Annotated in this window: 18 protein-coding genes and 1 pseudogene; 11 read left to right on the top strand and 8 right to left on the bottom strand. The window is 61.1% G+C overall.

From position 1 onward, the window contains the following. Positions 1–87: 87 nt before the first annotated feature. From ACN0X6_RS12665 to queF, 3 genes are all read left to right on the top strand, one after another. Positions 88–1,110 (top strand): efflux RND transporter periplasmic adaptor subunit, encoded by a 1,023-nt coding sequence (locus ACN0X6_RS12665; protein WP_417704346.1) that lies wholly within the window; start codon positions 88–90, stop codon positions 1,108–1,110. Continuing rightward, positions 1,107–4,175 (top strand): efflux RND transporter permease subunit, encoded by a 3,069-nt coding sequence (locus tag ACN0X6_RS12660; RefSeq protein WP_417704344.1) that lies wholly within the window; start codon positions 1,107–1,109, stop codon positions 4,173–4,175. Before ACN0X6_RS12665 ends, ACN0X6_RS12660 begins: the two co-directional genes overlap by 4 nt. A gap of 227 nt (positions 4,176–4,402) precedes the next feature. Then, complete coding sequence (gene queF / locus ACN0X6_RS12655) at positions 4,403–5,233, top strand: NADPH-dependent 7-cyano-7-deazaguanine reductase QueF (protein ID WP_417704342.1); 831 nt, start codon at positions 4,403–4,405, stop codon at positions 5,231–5,233. Between the two features lie 67 nt (positions 5,234–5,300). Here queF and ACN0X6_RS12650 read toward each other — a convergent pair whose 3' ends face one another. The 3 genes from ACN0X6_RS12650 to ACN0X6_RS12640 form a co-directional block, all read right to left on the bottom strand. After that, entirely contained in the window at positions 5,301–5,567 is a 267-nt protein-coding gene (locus ACN0X6_RS12650; RefSeq protein WP_021490580.1) for a DUF4404 family protein, read from the bottom strand. A gap of 116 nt (positions 5,568–5,683) precedes the next feature. After that, positions 5,684–6,400 (bottom strand): HAD family phosphatase, encoded by a 717-nt coding sequence (locus tag ACN0X6_RS12645; RefSeq protein WP_417704340.1) that lies wholly within the window; start codon positions 6,398–6,400, stop codon positions 5,684–5,686. 62 nt (positions 6,401–6,462) lie between these two features. After that, positions 6,463–6,873: an acyl-CoA thioesterase gene (locus ACN0X6_RS12640; protein ID WP_417704338.1), complete on the bottom strand. Its 411-nt coding sequence runs from the start codon at positions 6,871–6,873 to the stop codon at positions 6,463–6,465. Positions 6,874–6,977: 104 nt separating this feature from the next. On the opposite strand from ACN0X6_RS12640, the gene ACN0X6_RS12635 reads away from it, so the two are divergent. Continuing rightward, complete coding sequence (locus tag ACN0X6_RS12635) at positions 6,978–7,682, top strand: VacJ family lipoprotein (RefSeq protein WP_417704336.1); 705 nt, start codon at positions 6,978–6,980, stop codon at positions 7,680–7,682. Between the two features lie 56 nt (positions 7,683–7,738). Here the strand turns inward: ACN0X6_RS12635 and ACN0X6_RS12630 are convergent, their stop codons facing one another. Further along, complete coding sequence (locus ACN0X6_RS12630) at positions 7,739–8,038, bottom strand: PilZ domain-containing protein (protein WP_417704334.1); 300 nt, start codon at positions 8,036–8,038, stop codon at positions 7,739–7,741. Between the two features lie 213 nt (positions 8,039–8,251). On the opposite strand from ACN0X6_RS12630, the gene rssB reads away from it, so the two are divergent. Both rssB and rssC read left to right on the top strand, forming a co-directional pair. Next, positions 8,252–9,436, top strand: a complete 1,185-nt coding sequence (gene rssB, locus ACN0X6_RS12625; RefSeq protein WP_417704332.1) for a two-component system response regulator RssB — start codon at positions 8,252–8,254, stop codon at positions 9,434–9,436. 8 nt (positions 9,437–9,444) lie between these two features. Beyond that, positions 9,445–9,927, top strand: a complete 483-nt coding sequence (rssC, locus tag ACN0X6_RS12620; RefSeq protein ID WP_026088796.1) for an anti-sigma factor antagonist RssC — start codon at positions 9,445–9,447, stop codon at positions 9,925–9,927. A 134-nt stretch (positions 9,928–10,061) separates the two neighbouring features. Here the strand turns inward: rssC and tal are convergent, their stop codons facing one another. Beyond that, on the bottom strand, positions 10,062–10,988 hold the full coding sequence (gene tal / locus ACN0X6_RS12615; protein WP_417704330.1) for a transaldolase: 927 nt from the start codon (positions 10,986–10,988) through the stop codon (positions 10,062–10,064). Positions 10,989–11,183: 195 nt separating this feature from the next. Between tal and ACN0X6_RS12610 the strand changes: the two genes are divergently transcribed. Beyond that, positions 11,184–11,483 carry a transcriptional repressor gene (locus ACN0X6_RS12610; protein ID WP_417704329.1) on the top strand — a complete coding sequence of 100 codons (300 nt, stop codon included), beginning with the start codon at positions 11,184–11,186 and terminating at the stop codon, positions 11,481–11,483. Here ACN0X6_RS12610 and dusA read toward each other — a convergent pair. The 3 genes from dusA to ACN0X6_RS12595 all read right to left on the bottom strand — a co-directional run bounded on the left by dusA (position 11,480) and on the right by ACN0X6_RS12595 (position 14,781). After that, positions 11,480–12,475: a tRNA dihydrouridine(20/20a) synthase DusA gene (gene dusA, locus ACN0X6_RS12605; protein WP_417704328.1), complete on the bottom strand. Its 996-nt coding sequence runs from the start codon at positions 12,473–12,475 to the stop codon at positions 11,480–11,482. The two genes, ACN0X6_RS12610 and dusA, sit on opposite strands and share 4 nt — an antisense overlap. Positions 12,476–12,736: 261 nt before the next feature. Next, on the bottom strand, positions 12,737–14,113 hold the full coding sequence (locus ACN0X6_RS12600; RefSeq protein ID WP_417704326.1) for a heavy metal sensor histidine kinase: 1,377 nt from the start codon (positions 14,111–14,113) through the stop codon (positions 12,737–12,739). Next, the gene (locus ACN0X6_RS12595; RefSeq protein ID WP_417704324.1) at positions 14,110–14,781 is read right to left on the bottom strand and encodes a heavy metal response regulator transcription factor; all 672 of its coding nucleotides are present in this window, start codon (positions 14,779–14,781) and stop codon (positions 14,110–14,112) included. Before ACN0X6_RS12595 ends, ACN0X6_RS12600 begins: the two co-directional genes overlap by 4 nt. A 146-nt stretch (positions 14,782–14,927) precedes the next feature. Between ACN0X6_RS12595 and ACN0X6_RS12590 the strand changes: the two genes are divergently transcribed. The 4 genes and pseudogenes from ACN0X6_RS12590 to ACN0X6_RS12575 all read left to right on the top strand — a co-directional run bounded on the left by ACN0X6_RS12590 (position 14,928) and on the right by ACN0X6_RS12575 (position 18,378). Beyond that, entirely contained in the window at positions 14,928–15,425 is a 498-nt protein-coding gene (locus ACN0X6_RS12590) for a GlcG/HbpS family heme-binding protein (protein WP_417704506.1), read from the top strand. A 14-nt stretch (positions 15,426–15,439) separates the two neighbouring features. After that, positions 15,440–15,850, top strand: coding sequence for a hydroxyisourate hydrolase (uraH, locus tag ACN0X6_RS12585; RefSeq protein WP_417704322.1), 411 nt, complete (start codon positions 15,440–15,442; stop codon positions 15,848–15,850). Between the two features lie 1,217 nt (positions 15,851–17,067). Continuing rightward, positions 17,068–17,835, top strand: a pseudogene (locus ACN0X6_RS12580) (PAS domain-containing protein); the annotation flags it as partial. Further along, a complete protein-coding gene (locus ACN0X6_RS12575) occupies positions 17,824–18,378 on the top strand; it encodes a methyl-accepting chemotaxis protein (RefSeq protein ID WP_416644662.1) in 555 nt (184 codons plus the stop codon). The pseudogene ACN0X6_RS12580 and the gene ACN0X6_RS12575, both read left to right, overlap by 12 nt. Positions 18,379–18,435: the final 57 nt, after the last annotated feature.

The raw sequence follows: 18,435 nt of genomic DNA, 5'->3' as shown, positions 1-18,435 counted from the left end.
GAAAAAACATAGCGAAATAACTTGCGCATCTGTCAGTGACGCAGCAGCCGGTTAGACTCCGCCTCTACCGAAAAAAAGGGGCTGATCATGACCGTGCTGTTGCGTGCTCTTCCATGGTTGTTGCTGGGTACCTTCGTTGCGCCTGTGAGTGCAGCCGACGGCCCAATGGTCGAGGTCGTGTCGGTGCGGCAGGTGGAGGTACGTGACGAGCTGATCACCTTCGGTTCGCTGCGCTCCGACGAGTCGGTGATGATTCGGCCGGAAGTCGAAGGTCGCCTGGCCACTCTGCATTTCCGCGAGGGCCAGGCGGTGACCGCCGGCGACCTGCTGATCAGCCTCGATGATGCGATTGCCCGCGCCGAATTCGCCCAGGCGCGTGCCAATCTCGACCTCGCCGAGAAGAACCACCAGCGTGCGCAGATGCTGTTCCAGCGAGGTGCCAGTAATGCCCAGGCGCTGGACGAAGCGCAGAGCCAGCTGCAGGCCGCGCGTGCCAGCCAGGCGCTGGCCCAGGCGCGGCTCGACAAGACCCAGATCAAGGCCCCTCACGACGGCACGCTCGGCCTGCGCCAGGCCAGTGTCGGTGACTACCTCAGTGCCGGGCAGAACATCGTCAATCTGGAAGTGCTCGACCCGCTCAAGGTCGACTTCCGTATTCCGCAGAAGGCCGTGGCCCAGGTGCGCCTCGGCCAGACCGTGGAGATCACGCTCGACACCTACCCGGGCGAGCGCTTTCGCGGCGAAATCTTTGCCATCAACCCGCGACTGGACGAAGCCGGGCGTAGCCAGGCGATCCGCGCGCACATCGGCAACGATGACCGCCGCCTGCGCCCGGGCCAATTCGTGCGCGTTTCGGTGATTCTCGAAGAACGGCCCAATGCGCGGGTGATTCCCGAGGAAGCGGTGATGCCGCAGGGCGACAAATTGCTGGTCAACCTGGTGGTCGATGGCAAGGTCGAGCACCGTGAGGTGACGCTGGGCAAGCGTTTCGACGGGCTGGTCGAGGTGCGTGAAGGCCTGCAGGGCGACGAGACCATCATCAGCGCCGGATGGCAGCGTGTGCGCGAGGGGCTGGCCGTGCGTACCAAGAGCGGGGAGCGCCAGCCGTGACACTCTCCGACGTCTGCATTCGCCGGCCGGTATTCGCCACCGTTCTGTCGCTGATCGTGGTGCTGTTGGGGCTGATGGCCTACGACCGCCTCAACGTGCGCGAATACCCCAATATCGACGTGCCCATCGTCACCGTGCAGGTCACCTATCCCGGCGCCAGTCCGGAAATCATGGAATCGCAGGTGGCGCAGCCGGTGGAAGACGTGCTCTCGGGCATTGAGGGACTGGATTTCGTCACCTCCATCAGCCGCGCGGAAAACACCCAGATCACCGCGCAGTTCCGCCTCGGTCGCAGCGCCGACGAGGCTGCCAATGACGTGCGCGATCGCCTGGGGCGGGTGCGCAGCCTGCTGCCGGACGAAGTCGACGAGCCTATCGTGCAGAAGGTCGAGGCCGACGCTCAGCCGGTGATCTGGATCGCCTTCCACAGTCAGCAGCACAGCGCCATGGAGATCACCGACCTGCTCGAACGGGTGATCAAGGACCGTCTGCAGACCATCCCCGGCGTATCGGAAGTGCAGGTGCGCGGCGCGCGTACCTTCTCCATGCGCATCTGGCTCGACCCGGAAAAGCTCGCCGCACACAACCTCACCGTGCAGGATGTGGAGGCCGCGTTGCGCCGGCAGAACGTGGAAATTCCGGCTGGGCGCATCGAGTCACGCGAGCGCGAGTTCAGCGTGTTGTCGGAAACCGATCTGCGCACTCCCGAGCAGTTCAACGAGCTGATTCTCGACGAGTCGCAAGGTTACCTGCTGCGCCTGTCCGATGTTGGCCGCGCCGAGGTGGGGCCGCGCGACGAGCGCACCGTGGTGCGCTTCAACGGTTTGCCTGCCGTGACCCTGGGCCTGGTCAAGCAGGCCACGGCCAACCCGCTGGATATCTCCGACGGCCTCGAGGCTGCCTGGGACGACGTCCAGGCGCTGCTGCCCGCTGGCATGAACATGACCGTGGCCAATGACAACTCGCAATTCATCCGTGCCTCCATCGACAACGTCTTCACCACCATCTGGGAGGCGGTGGCGCTGGTCATCCTGATCATCTTCATCTTCCTGCGTTCGCTGCGCGCCACGCTGATTCCGCTGGTGACCATCCCGGTCTCGTTGATCGGCGCCTTCGCCCTGATGTCGCTGATGGGCTTCACCATCAACACCCTGACCCTGCTGGCCATGGTTCTGGCCATCGGCCTGGTGGTGGATGACGCCATCGTCATGCTGGAGAATATCCATCGCCATATCGAGGCGGGGATGAAGCCGGTGCAGGCTGCCTTCAAGGGCAGCCGCGAGATCGCCTTCGCGGTGATCGCCATGACCCTGACCCTGGCTGCGGTATTCGCGCCCATCGGCTTCATGCAGGGCACCACCGGCAAGCTGTTCACCGAGTTCGCCTGGACCCTGGCCGGCGCCGTGCTGGTCTCGGGTTTCGTGGCGTTGACGCTGACGCCGATGATGTGCGCGGTGATGCTCAGGCCGCATCAGCACGAGCAGCGCCATGGGCGCGTGTACAACCTCATCGAAGGCTTCCTCAATGGCCTGACCTACAACTACAAGCACAGCCTGGATCGTGCGCTGCACGCTTGGCCGCTGGTGCTGGGTGTGCTGTTCGGTGCCTTCGTGCTGTGCGCCTGGCTGTTCAGCGGGTTGCGCTCGGAGCTGGCGCCAACCGAGGACACCGGCACCATCGTCGGCGTGTTCAATGGCCCGGACGGCGCCACCATCGACTACACGGCGCGCTACGGCCGTGAGGTCGAGGCGGCTTACGCGAGCATCCCGGAGACCAATCGCTATCTGATGATCGCCGGTTTCCCCACGGTGGCCCAGGGCATCTCCTTCATGAAGCTGGAGGACTGGAGCGATCGCTCGCGTACCCAATTCGAGATTCGCAACGAGTTGCTGCCGCAGTTGCAGGACATCGCCGGCATGCGCGTGACGCCGGTCAATCGTCCACCGCTGGGGCAGAGCGCGCGTAACCAGGCGATCAACTTCGTCGTGCGCTCGTCCATGGAATACGCCGAGCTGCAGGGCTACGTCGATCAGCTGATGGAGCGCATGCGTGATTATCCGGGGCTGGAGGGGCTGGACAGCGACCTCAAGCTCAATTCGCCGCAGCTCAAGATCACCGTCAACCGCGAGCAGGCAACAGCGGTTGGCACCGATGTGTCGGTGATCGGGCGCAGCCTGGAAAGCCTGTTCGGCAGCCGCCAGGTGACCCGCTTCAAGCAGAACGGCGAGCAGTACGACGTCATGGTGCAACTGCAGGATATCGACCGCAGCAACCCGCAGGACCTGGATAGGGTCTACGTGCGTGATCGCGACGGCGGCATGGTGCAGCTGTCCAACCTGATTGAGGTGCGTGAGACCGTGGCGCCGCGCGAGCTCAATCACTTCAACCAGCTGCGTGCGGTGACCATCAGTGCCAACGTCGGCACCGGCTACACACTGGGTGAGGCGCTCAATCATCTGGAAGTCGCCGCCCGTGAGGCATTTCCGCCAGAGACGCAGTACGACTACACCGGCACTTCGCGCGACTTCAAGGAGTCCAGCTCGGGCATCCTGCTGATCTTCGCCCTGGCACTGGCGTTCATCTTCCTGGTGCTGGCTGCGCAGTTCGAGAGCTTCAGCGATCCGCTGATCATCCTGTTCAGCGTGCCCCTGTCGATGGCGGGCGCCTTGCTGGCGCTGAAGCTGTTCGGCGGCACCTGGAACATCTACTCGCAGATTGGTCTGGTGACCCTGATTGGCCTGATCACCAAGCACGGCATCCTCATCGTCGAGTTCGCCAACCACTTGCTGCGCGAGGGCAAGGCGCTGCGTGACGCGGTGATCGAGGCCTCGGTGCAGCGCCTGCGGCCGATCCTGATGACCACCGGCGCCATGGTGCTCGGCTCGCTGCCGCTGGCCATCGCCAGCGGAGCCGGCGCGGAAAGCCGTCAGCAGATCGGCCTGGTGATCGTCGGCGGGCTGTTGGTCGGCACCTTCTTCACTCTGTACGTGATCCCGACGCTGTACCTGCTGCTGCGCCGCTGGGCGCCGCTGCGGGTGATCGAAGACGAGCCGGCCGAGGCGTAGGGTGCGCCGTGCGCACCGGCTTTCTCGATCTCGTGGCAGGTACCTGTGCGAGGTGCTTTGGCGGCAAGCTCTTGTCGCTGCTACAGCCCACTCCCATGGTGTTGGCTTTGCAAACTGCCGGTGCGCATGGCGCACCCTACGATGAGATCGTATCTGGCTTGGTGCGTGCGGCTGGCCGGTCAACCCGTTAAACTCGCGCGGTTTTTCGCCACCCTGGATTACCCGCCATGCAGCACCCCGCCGAACATTCCCCGCTGGGTAAGTCCAGCCAGTACATCGCCGAGTACAGCCCCGAACTGCTGTTTCCCATCTCGCGTACCACCAAGTGGGCGGAGCTGGGCCTCGATGGCGCCAGCCTGCCGTATCAGGGGGTGGACTACTGGAACTGCTACGAGCTGTCCTGGCTGCTGCCGTCCGGCAAGCCGGTAGTGGCCATCGGTGAGTTCGCCATCCCTGCAGACTCGCCGAACATCATCGAGTCGAAGTCCTTCAAGCTGTACCTCAATTCCCTGAATCAATCGGCTTTCGCCACCTGGGATGAGCTGCAAGCGACGCTGGTGCGTGATCTGTCGGCGGTGGCCGGCAAGCCGGTGGCGGTGCGCCTGCGCTCGCTGGCCGAGGTTTCTGAGGAGGGCGTGGCGACGCTACCGGGTCAGTGCATCGATGAGTTGGACATCCGCGTCAGCCAGTACGATCACCCGCAGCCCGAGCTGCTGCGTTGCGATGCCGGTCGGGTGGTGGAAGAGCGCCTGCACAGCCATCTGCTCAGGTCCAACTGCCCGGTCACCGGCCAACCGGACTGGGGCAGTCTTGTGGTGCAGTACCGCGGCGCGGCGCTGGATCATGCCAGCCTGCTGGCCTACCTGGTGAGCTTCCGTCAGCACGCCGATTTTCACGAGCAGTGCGTGGAGCGCATCTTCCTCGATCTGCAGCAATTGCTGCAGCCGCAGTCTCTGACTGTCTATGCGCGTTATGTGCGTCGCGGCGGGCTGGATATCAATCCGTACCGCAGCAGCGAGGCGATCACGCCGGAAAATGCTCGCCTGGCACGCCAGTAGCCCATGAAAAATGCCGCCCAATGGCGGCATTTGCTTGAGTTGCTCGATGTTAGCCGGGGCAGGGCATTCAGATACCCATATTGGCCAGGCTCTGCATGATGTTGCGCAGGGTGCCGGCGAGGGTGGGGTGGCTGGCCTCGAAACGTTCCACCGCCAGATTGACGCCATCGACCAGCGTGGCGTCGGGCGCCGAGGCCGCCTCACGCGCCAATTGCACTTCGATTTCCTGGGTCAGCAGGTAAAGCGATGCGCGTTCTTCCTCGCTGAGCGGCGTGTCCTGGGCCAAGTGTTGCTGGAGGGCTTCCAGTTGCTGCTGCAGGTCGCTTGCTGGCATAGAGTTCTCCTTATCGAATCAGCTTAGGCATTGACCCCCAGCGGCGCTGGAAGTTTTCAACCCGTACCTGAAGGTTAATCCAAGCGGGCCGGCTTTGCCTGATCCGAGTCAAAGGCTCAGGGCTTTTCGCCCTTGCTGCGGCGCACGCCGATATCGTCCAGGCTGGCCTCGATTTCCCCCAGGTGATCGACCACCGAATGCACGCCCAGGCGATAGAGTTGCAGCGTGGCCTGGGCGCGCAGGTGTTCCTGATCGCTCGCGTCAAGTGCCTGCCAGTCGGCCAGGGCGTAGCCGCAGAGTGGGCCGCAGGCAGCCAGGCCGATGGTCCAGCAGCCGGCATTGAGCCCGGCTTGCAGCAGCAGCGGATTGCCGCTGACGACGATGCAGCCATCCAGGCGCTCGACGTCCAGCTGGCTCAAGGCTTGCCAGCAGCTGTCTGGTGCCGGCCACGGCCTGGCCTGGTGCGCCAGTACCGCTTCGATGGGCGTGGGCAGCGCTTCGGCCAGGCGCAGGCTGGCATCGGCTGGCAGGTCGTCCAGCCAGGCGCAGGGCGTGTCGGTGGCATGCAGGGTTTGCAGCAGCTGTGCAGCACCTGGGGTCAGCTCGGCATGGTCGCCGGCCACCTCGCTCAGCGTCTGTTGCAGCGCCTGCCGCTGTGCTGCGCTTGCCGGTTTGCCTAACCAGGCGTCCAGTGCCTGTTGCGGCGCAGCCGCGAGGTTCGACGTCGTGCACTCGGGATGCAGTCGTTGCAGCGCGACGGGTAGCGTGCGGGCGCCGAAGTCGACCAGGCAGCCGGACAGTTGAAGGATCAGGGCAGTGCAGGGGGAGGGCATGGGATCATCCGTGGCATTGGCCTAGGCCAATCTAGCGCCGAAGGATGACCGCAATGTGACCGCTAGATGACGTTGAACAGGGCGCGTACATGCTCCGGCAGGGCCACCGACCGGCCGCCTTCATGGTCGATCCACACCAGTTTGCAGTAACCCTCGCCGTAGACGGTGAGCGGGTCTTCGACGGTGGTCAGCCGGTGTTCGATCACCAGGCTGCTGCGCCCCGCCGCGCCGGCCCGCAGTTCGACCACCACGGTGGCGGGGTGTATCACCGGTTTCAGGTAGGTGTGCTGGGTCTGCAGTACCACCGGGCCGAACGGCACGTTGCTCATCGGCACGCCGGCCAGCTCGAACCAGGCGACGCGGGCCTCTTCCAGATATTGCATGTAGATGATGTTGTTGACATGCCCGTAGCTGTCCATGTCGCCCCAGCGTACGGGGATGTGTGCAGTGTGCAGCAGGGTCTCGTCGGTCATCGCTTTTCTTCGCTATGCTGCCCAATCAGGGCTTCAGGCTTTATACTACGCGGCATTCGGCCTGCTGGCGGTGGCCACATTGTTTTCCTCAAGGAGAGATTTAAATGCATGTGATCGGTGCTCGCTGGATCTCGCGCCTGGGTGGCCTGATGGCCCTCGTCGGCCTGAGCCTGCTGCCTGCGATGAGTCAGGCCGCTTCGGAAGAAGACCCTTGGGAAAGTTTCAATCGCCCGATCTTCCGCTTCAACGATACCGTCGACACCTATGCGCTGAAGCCGATCGCCCAGGGTTACCGGGCTGTCACGCCGCAGTTTCTCGAAGATGGCGTGCATAACGTGTTCGGCAATATCGGCGACGTCGGCAACCTGGCCAACAACCTGCTGCAGGGCAAGCTGCACAACGCCGGCGTCGATACCGGTCGCCTGATCTTCAACACCACCTTCGGCGTACTGGGCTTCTTCGACGTGGCCAAGCACATGGGCCTGCGCAAGAACGACGAAGACTTCGGTCAGACCCTTGGCGCCTGGGGCCTGAACAGCGGCCCTTACCTGGTCATCCCGCTTCTCGGCCCAAGCACCGTGCGTGATGCCACGGGTCGAGTACCGGACAGCTTCCTGACGCCGTATCCGTACATGGACCACGTGCCGACCCGTAACGTCACCCGTGGCGTGCAGGTGGTCGACACTCGTGCCAACCTGTTGCAGGCAGAGCGTCTGATCAGCGGCGACAAGTACATCTTCATTCGCAACGCCTACCTGCAGAGCCGTGAGTTCAAGGTCAAGGATGGGCAGGTCGAAGACGATTTCTAAGTCCTGTGGATACGAAAAAGGCGGCCTGAAGGCCGCCTTTTTCGTAAATGCAGATTTCAGCTCATGGAGATGATTGCTAGGCCCAGCGACTGACGACCGTCGCCCAGATCGCCCACCCGCACGACCTCTGCCTGGGCGTCGAGGCCGGCGAGTTCGCTGTGCTCCGAAGGGATGTGGACCTTGACCTTGTCGCCCATGCTCAGGGCAACTTCGGCCTCGATTTGCATGCCGGTACTGGAAAGATCCAGGCACAGTGCAGGAATTTCCTGGCCAGCATGATGGAGGACGACTGCAGCTTCCAGTCGCATGCGGATGTAGTCGCGTTTCTCGCTGTACGCTCGATCATTCTGACTCATGGACCCTGTCCTCTTCTTATGAGCTCTCCCGCGGCTCTTATAACCCTCGTCGATTTGACCTGTAAAGCCGCCGAACGACGACCGGTCCCGGCTTGAATCGGCCGGCAGATGGGAGTACCGTCTGCCCCTTGAAATCGCCCTGGCGCCATAGATGCGGCGCCGCGCCACGGGCAGTGACCAAAATTGCCCTGGCGCAGTTTGCCTGGATACCCCATGCACAAAACCAGTGCCACTCTGCTGATCATCGACGACGACGATGTCGTACGTGCAAGCCTCGCGGCCTACCTCGAGGACAGCGGCTTCAAGGTGTTGCAGGCCAACAACGGTTTGCAGGGGCTGGACGTGTTCCAGCAGGAAGGTCCCGACCTGATGATCTGCGATCTGCGCATGCCGCAGGTCGACGGTCTTGAACTGATCCGACGTATCAACGCGCTGGGTGTCGAGGTGCCGGTGATCGTCGTTTCCGGCGCCGGCGTGATGAACGATGCCGTCGAAGCCCTGCGTCTCGGCGCTGCCGATTACCTGATCAAGCCTCTCGAAGACCTGGCGGTGCTGGAGCATTCGGTGCGCCGCGCGCTGGATCGTGCGCGTCTGCGTGTCGAGAACCAGGCCTATCGCGAGAAGCTGGAAGCGACCAACCGTGAGCTCCAGGCCAGCCTGCATCTGTTGCAGGAAGACCAGAACGCTGGCCGTCAGGTGCAGATGAACATGCTGCCGGTGACGCCCTGGCAGGCCGATGGGCTGAATTTCGCGCACCAGATCATTCCGTCGTTGTACCTGTCCGGTGACTTCGTCGATTACTTCCGTATCGACGATCGGCGCATCGCGTTCTATCTGGCCGATGTCTCCGGCCATGGTGCGTCCTCGGCATTCGTCACCGTGCTGCTCAAGTTCATGACCACGCGTCTGCTCTACGAGTGGCGACGTGGCGGCACGCTGCCGGAATTCAAGCCCTCCGATGTGCTCGGTCACATCAACCGTGGCCTGATCAACTGCAAGCTGGGCAAGCACGTGACCATGCTCGGCGGGGTGATCGACGAGGAGAGCGGCATGCTCACTTACAGCATCGGCGGGCATCTGCCCTTGCCGGTGCTGTTCGAGAATGGCCAGGCGCGTTACCTGGAAGGCCGCGGCCTGCCGGTCGGTCTGTTCGAAGAAGCCGAGTACGGCGATCTGGTGATGCAGCTGCCGGAGTCTTTCAGCCTGACCCTGCTCTCCGACGGCATTCTCGACCTGTTGCCGGGCGACACGCTTAAAGAGAAGGAATTGGCGCTGCCACAACTGGTTAGCCAGGCTGGCGGTACGCTGGGCGGTTTGCGTCAAGTTCTCGGTCTGGCCAATCTGGGCGAGATGCCGGATGATATCGCCTTGCTGGTGTTGAGCAGGAACCTTGCATGAATCCTGGGATAAGCCCCGGTCGCATCCAATTCGCCGAGCAGGATGGAACCTTCGTCCTGAAGTTCGTCGGTGAAGTCCGTCTGACGCTGTGTTCAGCTCTGGATGCCACGATTGAAAAGATTTTCACCGCGTTGAATTTTTCGGCCATCGTCATCGACCTGACCGAAACCCGCAGTATCGACAGCACGACTCTCGGGTTGCTGGCGAAGCTGTCCATTCTGTCGCGGCAGAAGGTGGGCCTGTTGCCGACCGTTGTCACCACTCACGACGACATAACGCGTCTGCTGGAGTCCATGGGGTTCGACCAGGTGTTCAACATCGTCGACCGGCCGATTCCCTGCCCGGATTGCCTGGATGATCTGCCTTCGCAGGATCAGTCCGAAGAGGTGGTGAAGGCCAAGGTACTGGAAGCGCATCGCATCCTGATGGGGCTCAACGACTCCAACCGCGAGGCTTTTCACGATCTGGTCAGCGCACTCGAGCGCCACTGACCTCCCGCTTTCTGCAGGGTGCGCCATGCGCACCGACTCCTGCAAAGGTAGTCGCTGGTGCGCATGGCGCACCCCAGGGTTTGGTCGCGCAGTATTGAAAAGGGGCGTCAGCTTGGCTGACGCCCCTTTGTCATTCAGGCCCTTGCGGCCAGCAGCGCTTCGAGTTTTTCCTGATCGCGGGCGAACAGGCGGATGCCTTCAGCCAGTTTCTCGGTGGCCATGGCGTCTTCGTTCAGTGCCCAGCGGAAGCCGCCTTCATCGAGGCTCTGGCGAGGTTCGCCGGTAGCGCCAGGGGCAAGCTGGCGACTGAGTTGGCCATCGTCCTCGGCCAGTTTCTGCAGCAGGTCGGGGCTGATGGTCAGGCGGTCGCAGCCGGCCAGTGCTTCGATCTGACCGAGGTTGCGGAAGCTCGCACCCATCACCACGGTGTCGTAGGCGTTGGCCTTGTAGTAGTCGTAGATGCGCTTGACCGACTGCACGCCCGGATCTTCGCTGCCTGCGAAGTCACGGCCCTCGGCCTTCTTGTGCCAATCGTAGATGCGCCCCACGAACGGCGAGATGAGGAAGACGCCGGCATCGGCACAGGCCTGAGCCTGGGCGAAGGCGAACAGCAGGGTCAGGTTGGTCTGCACGCCGACTTTTTCCAGCTGCTCGGCGGCGCGGATGCCTTCCCAGGTCGAGGCGATCTTGATCAGCACGCGTTCGCGGCCAATGCCCGCTTTTTCGTAAAGACCGATCAGGCGCTCGGCGCGGCGCAGGGTCGCGTCGGTGTCGAACGACAGGCGCGCATCGACTTCAGTGGAGATGCGGCCCGGAATGACCTTGAGTATCTCCTGGCCGACGGCTACCGCGAAGTGATCGCAGGCCAGGCCGAGCTCTCCCTTGCCGGCACTCACTGCCTGACTCAGCAGATCGGCATAGCGGGGCAGGGCAGCCGCCTTGAGCAGCAGCGAGGGGTTGGTGGTGGCATCCACCGGTTGCAGGCGGGCGATGGCGTCGAGGTCACCGGTGTCGGCGACCACGGTAGTGAACTGCTTGAGTTGTTCCAGCTTGGAGGTCATGACGAGGCCTTGTCGTTGCAGATGGCATGACCTTACCTGAGGCGCAGCAGGCGCTCAACGGTCGGGTCACTGACAAAATTTACCTTTGCGGGCTGCGCTTTTTGCCGACTCGTTCGTCTTTATCTATGACGATGCGTGAGAACGCGCCGAAGTCGGTGGAGTCCGACTTTAGACGAGCGGCCAAGGAGCCCGAACATGTCGACCCAAACCCTGCTTTCTCGTTCAGTTTCCGCCGGTCTGGACACGCGCCAGTGCCGTGAGTGGCTGCAGGCCGCCGGGCTGCGCTTCAGCATGCCCAGGCTCAAGGTGGTGGAAGCGCTGTGCAGCGCCAATGATGAACAGGGCGTGTCCGCGCGCGAGCTGCATCGGCAGCTGAGCGACGCCGGCGAACCGCTGTCGCTGGTCAGCGTGCGCCAGGTGCTGCGCCGCATGGAGGAAAACGGCCTGGTGCAGACGACAGGGCGTAGCCGCTATCGCCTCAGCGCGCCGGATTAGTGCCCACGTAGCAGTTCGGCCGCCTGGTCGAGCAGCGCCAGCGGGTCTTGCACCTTGTGAATGTCCACCGACAGCAACTGGCGAAAGCGCCGCGCGCCTGGGAAGCCCTGTGCCAGGCCGAGCACGTGACGGCTGACGTGATGCAGGGTGCCGCCTTCGCGCAGGTGTTGCTCGACGTAGGGTTTGAGTGCGAGCAGGGCGTCCATGCGGGTGATGCCCAGGTCTTCGGCGCCAAACAGGCGGCTGTCCACCTGCGCCAGCAGATAGGGATTGTGATAGGCCTCGCGACCGAGCATCACGCCGTCGAAGGTCTGCAGGTGCTGCTCGCATTCCTCGAGGGTCTTGATGCCACCGTTGAGGATGATCTCCAGGTCCGGGAAGTCCTGCTTGAGCTGAGCGGCGACGTCGTAGCGCAGCGGTGGAACCTCACGGTTTTCCTTCGGCGACAGGCCTTCGAGGATGGCGATGCGTGCATGCACGGTGAAGCTGCGGCAGCCGGCGTCGCGCACCTGGCCAACGAAATCGCACAGCTCTGCATAGCTGTCACGGCCATTGATACCGATGCGGTGCTTGACCGTCACCGGAATGCTCACGGCGTCCTGCATGGCCTTCACGCAGTCGGCCACCAGCGCCGGATGGCCCATCAGGCAGGCGCCGATCATGTTGTTCTGCACCCGATCACTGGGGCAGCCAACGTTCAGGTTCACCTCGTCATAGCCGTGTTCTTCGGCCATCTTCGCGCAGGTCGCCAGGTCCTGCGGGTTGCTGCCGCCCAGTTGCAGGGCGATGGGGTGTTCGCATTGGCTGTAACGCAGGAAACGCTCGCGGTCGCCGTGGATCAGCGCGCCGGTGGTGACCATCTCGGTGTAGAGCAGGGCGTGCCGCGACAACTGACGGAGAAAGAACCGGCAGTGACGGTCCGTCCAATCCATCATCGGGGCGACGCTGAATTTTCTGCTTACAAGCCTTTTATTTAGAAGAATATTTTGCAATTTTGTGACCGTAATTTTGCTTGGTTTTGCCGCGGAGTGCACAGGCGGTGCAGGCAGAAGGTGCGAGAGGAACATTATACATGTGTGCCATTCGCATACCGTTTACACAGGCGATCAAGGTTGGATAGGTGAAGGGGTAGGAGAGGAAAGTCAGATTTTTTGGATGACTTTCAATCTCTGCCAGGTGAAGCCGCGTTCCCAAAATCATGGCGACCAGGGCGAAGAGCGTTAGGCATACAGGCTACGCCGGTCGCAGCCAAGTCAGCTTGCGGAACCAGCATTTGTAAAGTGCAAGCTGAAGAGCGTTCCCGCATCGTTGCTTTTGACGCGGGCCTCTCCCGAATGAACGTGCATGATTGATTGGACGATTGCCAGCCCGAGTCCGCCGGAGTCGTCGGGTTGATTGCGTGAGGCATCACAGCGGTAGAAACGCTCGAACAGATGGGGTAGGTGCACAGCGTCTATGGGTTTGCCCTGGTTGTGGACCAGGATTTCCAGGCTATTGCCCTCCATCTTGGTACTGATGGTGACTGGGCTGTCAGCAGCACCATAACGGAGCGCGTTAGCGACGAGATTTGCCAATGCCCGACGCAGGAGCTCTGGTTCTGCTTCGACCTGACCATGGCTGCGATTAACCAGCCAGATGCCACGGTCCTCCGCCATGCCGTCGAAATACTCACAGAGTTGTTCGACAAGAGCGTGCAGGTCGACCGGTTCCCGCTTGAGCGTTGCTTTGGGCTGCTCGCACCTGGCAAGAAACAGCATGCTGTCGATCATTCTGGCCAGTCGCTCGTATTCTTCCAGGTTGGAGGCCAGCACGTTCTGATACTCCTCGTCCGAGCGGCTGCGACCGAGCAGTTGTTGGGTCTGCCCCATCAGGTTGCTCAGGGGCGTACGCATCTCGTGTGCCAGGTCTTCAGAGAAGCGCGATAGCTGGGCGAAGCCGTGTTCCAACCGAGCCAGCATCTGATTCAGCGCCTGGCTCAGCACTTCGAGTTCGGCCGTATCGGCGAAGTCGTCGAGGCGCAGATGAAGGTTGCGAACGTCGATGCCCGCCGCCTGAGTGGCCAACGCTCTCACAGGGCGCAACCCTCTTTGACCGATCAGCCAGCCGAGGGCGAACGCAAGGAAAACACCCGCTGCAAGCGCCATCCAGATTGTGTTTCGATAGGCGCTGAGCATTTGCTCGCGCTCATCTGCGCGTTTCCCGGCTATCAGTTTCAGATGTCCTCCGGTACGCGATACGTCCAGCCAGGCCAGGCGCAGGGAGCTGTTGTGCGGATCATTGCCCAGCTTGGGTGAAGAGGCATCCGGCAACATGGGTAACGGCAGCGACGCTGGGTTCACCTCGATCAGCATGTGATCGTCTGCATCGACTATCCACAGGAAGCTGTCCCTGTTGCCCAGCATGTTTTCGTAAAGCTGGGGGCGACTGCGCAAGGCCTCGATGCTCTCGGTGTCATCCAGAAGAGCCTGCATGCGTTGCAGGCGACCCAGCAGAGCCTGATCATCTCGCCAGAGGATTTCCCGCTCAAGCGAGTGATACAGGTAGGCCGCCACGGCACCGAGCAGCACGCAGCTCGAAAGCGCGAACATCAGTGCCAGGCGCAGACTGAGCGTTCTGGGCCACAGTTTCATGCCTGAAGATCCAGCATGTAGCCCATGCCCCTCACGGTGTGAATCAGTTTCAGTGGGTAGGGATCGTCAACCTTTGCGCGCAGCCGTCGAATGGCCACGTCCACCACGTTGGTGTCGCTGTCGAAATTCATCTGCCAGACGTGCGAGGCGATCAGAGCCCTCGACAGGACTTCACCCTGCCTGCTGAGCAAAAGGTGGAGCAGTGCGAATTCCTTGTTCGTCAGGTTGAGACGCTCACCTGCGCGGCTGACCTTGCGCTTGAGCAGATCGAGCGCAAGGTCCGCTACCTGGAAGTGTTCTATTTCGCGGGGCGGCCCTCTTCTCAGCAGCGTGCGAACCCTGGCGAGCAGCTCGGCATAGGAAAAGGGCTTTATCAGATAATCGTCGGCGCCCAGCTCCAGCCCTTTGACCCGGTCCTCTATTGCGTCACGAGCGGTCAGAAACAGCACCGGGGTGTCATGCCGGCGTCGAATGATCTGCAGCAACTGCCAGCCATCGAGTCCTGGCAGCATGACGTCGAGAATGATCAGGTCGAATTCGCACTCCTGCACGAGATGCTGACCATCCAGGCCGTTCAACGCGACCTCGACCATGAAGCCTGATTCGCTCAGACCCTTTCTCAAGTAGTCAGCCGTCTTGGCTTCGTCTTCCACCACCAGAATGCGCATTTCTATCTCCCGAACCTGTGCATAGCCTAGGCGGATCCCCTGCTGACTCCCATTACAAATTCGTAATCCTGGCGCAATCCATCTGCCGGTCGCCGGTGGGCAAGATTGCCGGCATCCGCTCAGCAGAGCCTAACCAGGAGAACGGCATGCCCAAGCTTCACATCACTCTGTCCGCACTGACGCTGACTATCATCGCGTCGAGTTCATGGGCCTCCGAGCAAGTCGCGATGCGTCAGGACGTGACGTTGCCGCTGGCCAATCAGTTGCTGGATGCAACCCTGTCTGCCTGCCACGCAGAAGGCCGCACTGCGGTCGCAGCAGTCGTCGATCGTGGCGGCAACCTGGTCGCTCTGCAGCGCGACGATAACGTCGGCCCACACAACACGCTGGCCGCGCAGCGCAAGGCGTTCACCGCCTTGTCGACGAAAACGCCAACCCGCTTGTTGGCCGAGCGAGCCCGCAGTACCCCCGACGCCGAGAACCTCAATACGCTCGATGAGCTTCTGCTGTTGGGCGGCGGCGTACCACTAAAAGTCGGTGATCAGGTCATCGGTGCGATTGGCGTCGCAGGGGCGGGTGGTGCTGCCAATGATGAGGCCTGCGCACTCAAGGCCATCGACCAGATTCTTTCCATCCACCAATAAACCGGAGATACAGCATGAAAGCTCTCAAAACCCTTCTGGCTGGTGCAATTCTGAGCGGCCTTTCTTCCTTGGCGTTGGCAGATGCCAACCCACTCAGTGTTCATGTGCTGAACCTGCAGGACGGGCTGCCGTCGCCAGCCGTGACCGTCACGTTGGAGAAGAAGGATGGCCAGAACTGGCAGGCGCTCAATGACGGTGTCACCAACGAGCAGGGGCGTATCACTGCCCTGTATCCGCAAGACAAGGCACTTGAGAAGGGCATCTACCGCGTGACGTTCAAGACCGGCGAGTGGTTCGCGAAGCACGATACGAAAAGCTTCTTCCCCGAGGTGCCTGTGATCTTCGAGGTCGATGGTACCGTGCCGCACTACCACATCCCGCTGCTGCTCAGCCCCTATGGTTTTTCGACATACCGAGGCAATTGAGTCGGTCTTGGTTTGATCGCATCACCTGGTGGCATGGTTGAAATGGGGGATGTCCGGCTGGTCTGGGTATCACCATGAAACCGATGTTTCGCACCTGGCCGCATGCACAAGCGATTCGGGTCGGCTTGGCCGGCCCGTCTTGCTGCCTGGCGCGACCCGTGCCGTGCACTTCTGGGAGCCAGTCTGTCCATGCAATGTCGGTAACCAGCAGCACCCGCCCGACCTCATCGGCCTAGAAGCCCCGCAATGAGTGACGTTTCACTTCGCTCGGAGAGCTGGCAGTCATGGTGAGTTGCCGAGTACGTTGAGGTCATTGCAACCCTTGCCGGGGTCAGCCGGCAGTGAACACATTCCCTCCAGCCCCGCAGTGGCGATATGAGATCGCGATGGGCGCCTGGCTTGCTTCGGTCCTTACAGTGAGTGCTCCCAGCACCTCCAGCACCAGTTTCATCGAGCCCATTCTCGAGGCTCTGATAGCGGGTCGCAGAGTGAACGCGGGCAACAATATGGTTCTCGGTTGTTTCTGCAACAAGTGTCCCCAGCCTCCAGCCCCACAGAATCGTGCCATCGAGACTTATCGTCGGTACCGCAGCGCATGCTTCGTAACCTACAGCCCGACGACAGGTTACTCTATTGCTGGACAAAACCTGTACAAAATATATAATTTGTACAGGTTTTGGCGCTGTCCATGCCTGCCTGCATTTTCTACAGCGCCTGCCTCGAGATCTTATGAACGAGTGCCTGGCAGCCCCTGATTGAAAAAGATCGCATCATGCCCGGTGCTTTCTGGCTGATGTTTCCTAGGGCAGGCAGCCTGGCAGGGCACATGAGGGCAGGCGCTGCTGGTCGGTGGCAGTAACTTGGTGATCACACCGTGCTGAAGCTGCTACGGCACCTAGGGTCTGTACAAGATGTGCGACGGCAAGCGGAAGGCATTGACTATCGGGTAGAGCGGGGTTGGCAGTACAACGAGGGCGCTAAATGGCCGTCGGCAGACCAGCGTGGGGCGTGACTGACTTTCGCAAGGCACAACAGAAATGTCGGGGAAACCATGATCGGCTCAAGCCGGGGCAGTGCGTCTAGGCCAAGCATTTCTCCTGCTCGGAATGCAGTTGCAAGTCTGTACTGAATAATTCGCAGCGGGCCGGTAGGTCTTGCCTGGGAATGACAAAGATTCCGTTGCGAATCGCTATCTACCTAATTCTGTGGAGACGTTAATGTTCAACCGTGCCCTTAAGAAAACACTAGAAGACCAGAGTGCGGAACTGTATCTGCTGCGTCAACAGGCTGAGCAGATGGAACGAAGCATGCTCTCCATCAGACTCGATGCGCAATTCAACATCTGCGAGTTCAACGCGAATTTTGCTAAGGCTCTCGGATACACCAATGATCTTCGGGGGCGTCCGCTGTCAGCGATTGTTCCCCCCTACGTGAAAAGTCTGCCCTGCTTTCATTCATTCAATATGGCTATCTCGAAGTTTGAGCCGGTGAGTGATGACTACCGCTATCTGCGAGCCGACGGGAGCCTCGCCTGGATAAAGCTGAATTGGTTTCCAATCAAAGGCGAGGACGGAAAGCTGTCCCACGTCCAGGGGTACGGCAGCGAGATCAGTCAGGCCCTCGAAAAAGCAAAAGAAAACGAGGCTTTAATTGACGCGTTGATCCGCTCCACTGCGGTCATCCATTTTAATCTGGACGGTACGGTCATCACCGCCAATCAGCAGTTTCTTGCTGCCATGGGCTATTCGCTCGGCCAGATTACCGGGAAACATCACAGCATTTTTTGTCTGCCTGAAGAGGCGAACGCTCCTCAATATGCAGCCTTTTGGAAGACGCTCAACCGTGGTGAATACGTGGCTAATCGCTTCAAACGGATCGACAGCAGAGGTCAAGAGGTTTGGCTGGAGGCGACGTATAACCCCGTTCATGACGCCGAAGGAAAGTTATCCAAGGTGGTGAAATTCGCTAGCGTCGTGACTGAACAAGTGGCTCGGGAAACCCAGGTGCGGGAGGCGGCAGGCGTTGCCTATGGCGTTTCTCAACAAACGGATGTGAGTGCCGCGCGCGGGGCTGAAGTCGTGCAGCAAACTGTTCAGACCATGCAGAGCATTGCTGTACAAATGCAATCGGCCACCGAGAGTATTGAGGCGCTTGGTGAACAATCGTTGTTGATCAGCTCAATCGTTCAGACCATTGGTAGCATTGCTTCCCAGACCAACTTGCTGGCACTCAATGCTGCCATTGAAGCCGCCCGTGCGGGTGAGCATGGACGCGGTTTCGCCGTAGTAGCCGATGAGGTGCGTAAGCTGGCTGGTCGAACCAGCGAAGCCACAGAAGAAATCGTCACCGTAGTGCAGGAGAATCAGGCGCTTGCCGAGCGAGCTGTGCGAGAGATGTTCAGTAGCCGTGAGCAAGCCGATCATGGCCTGGCACTGGCCAACCAGGCCGGTACCGTGATTGTGGAAATCCAGGACGGTGCTAAGCAAGTGGTTGGAGCGGTTGGACGTTTCACCAACGAATTGCAGTAATTCTGTAGCAGGGTCGCGATAGCGTGCGCAGTTGCATCAAGCACTGCCGAAATCATT

The organism is Pseudomonas sp., from assembly GCF_048269965.1.
Classification (GTDB): domain Bacteria; phylum Pseudomonadota; class Gammaproteobacteria; order Pseudomonadales; family Pseudomonadaceae; genus Aquipseudomonas.
This window is presented reverse-complemented; position numbering and strand designations above follow the sequence as displayed.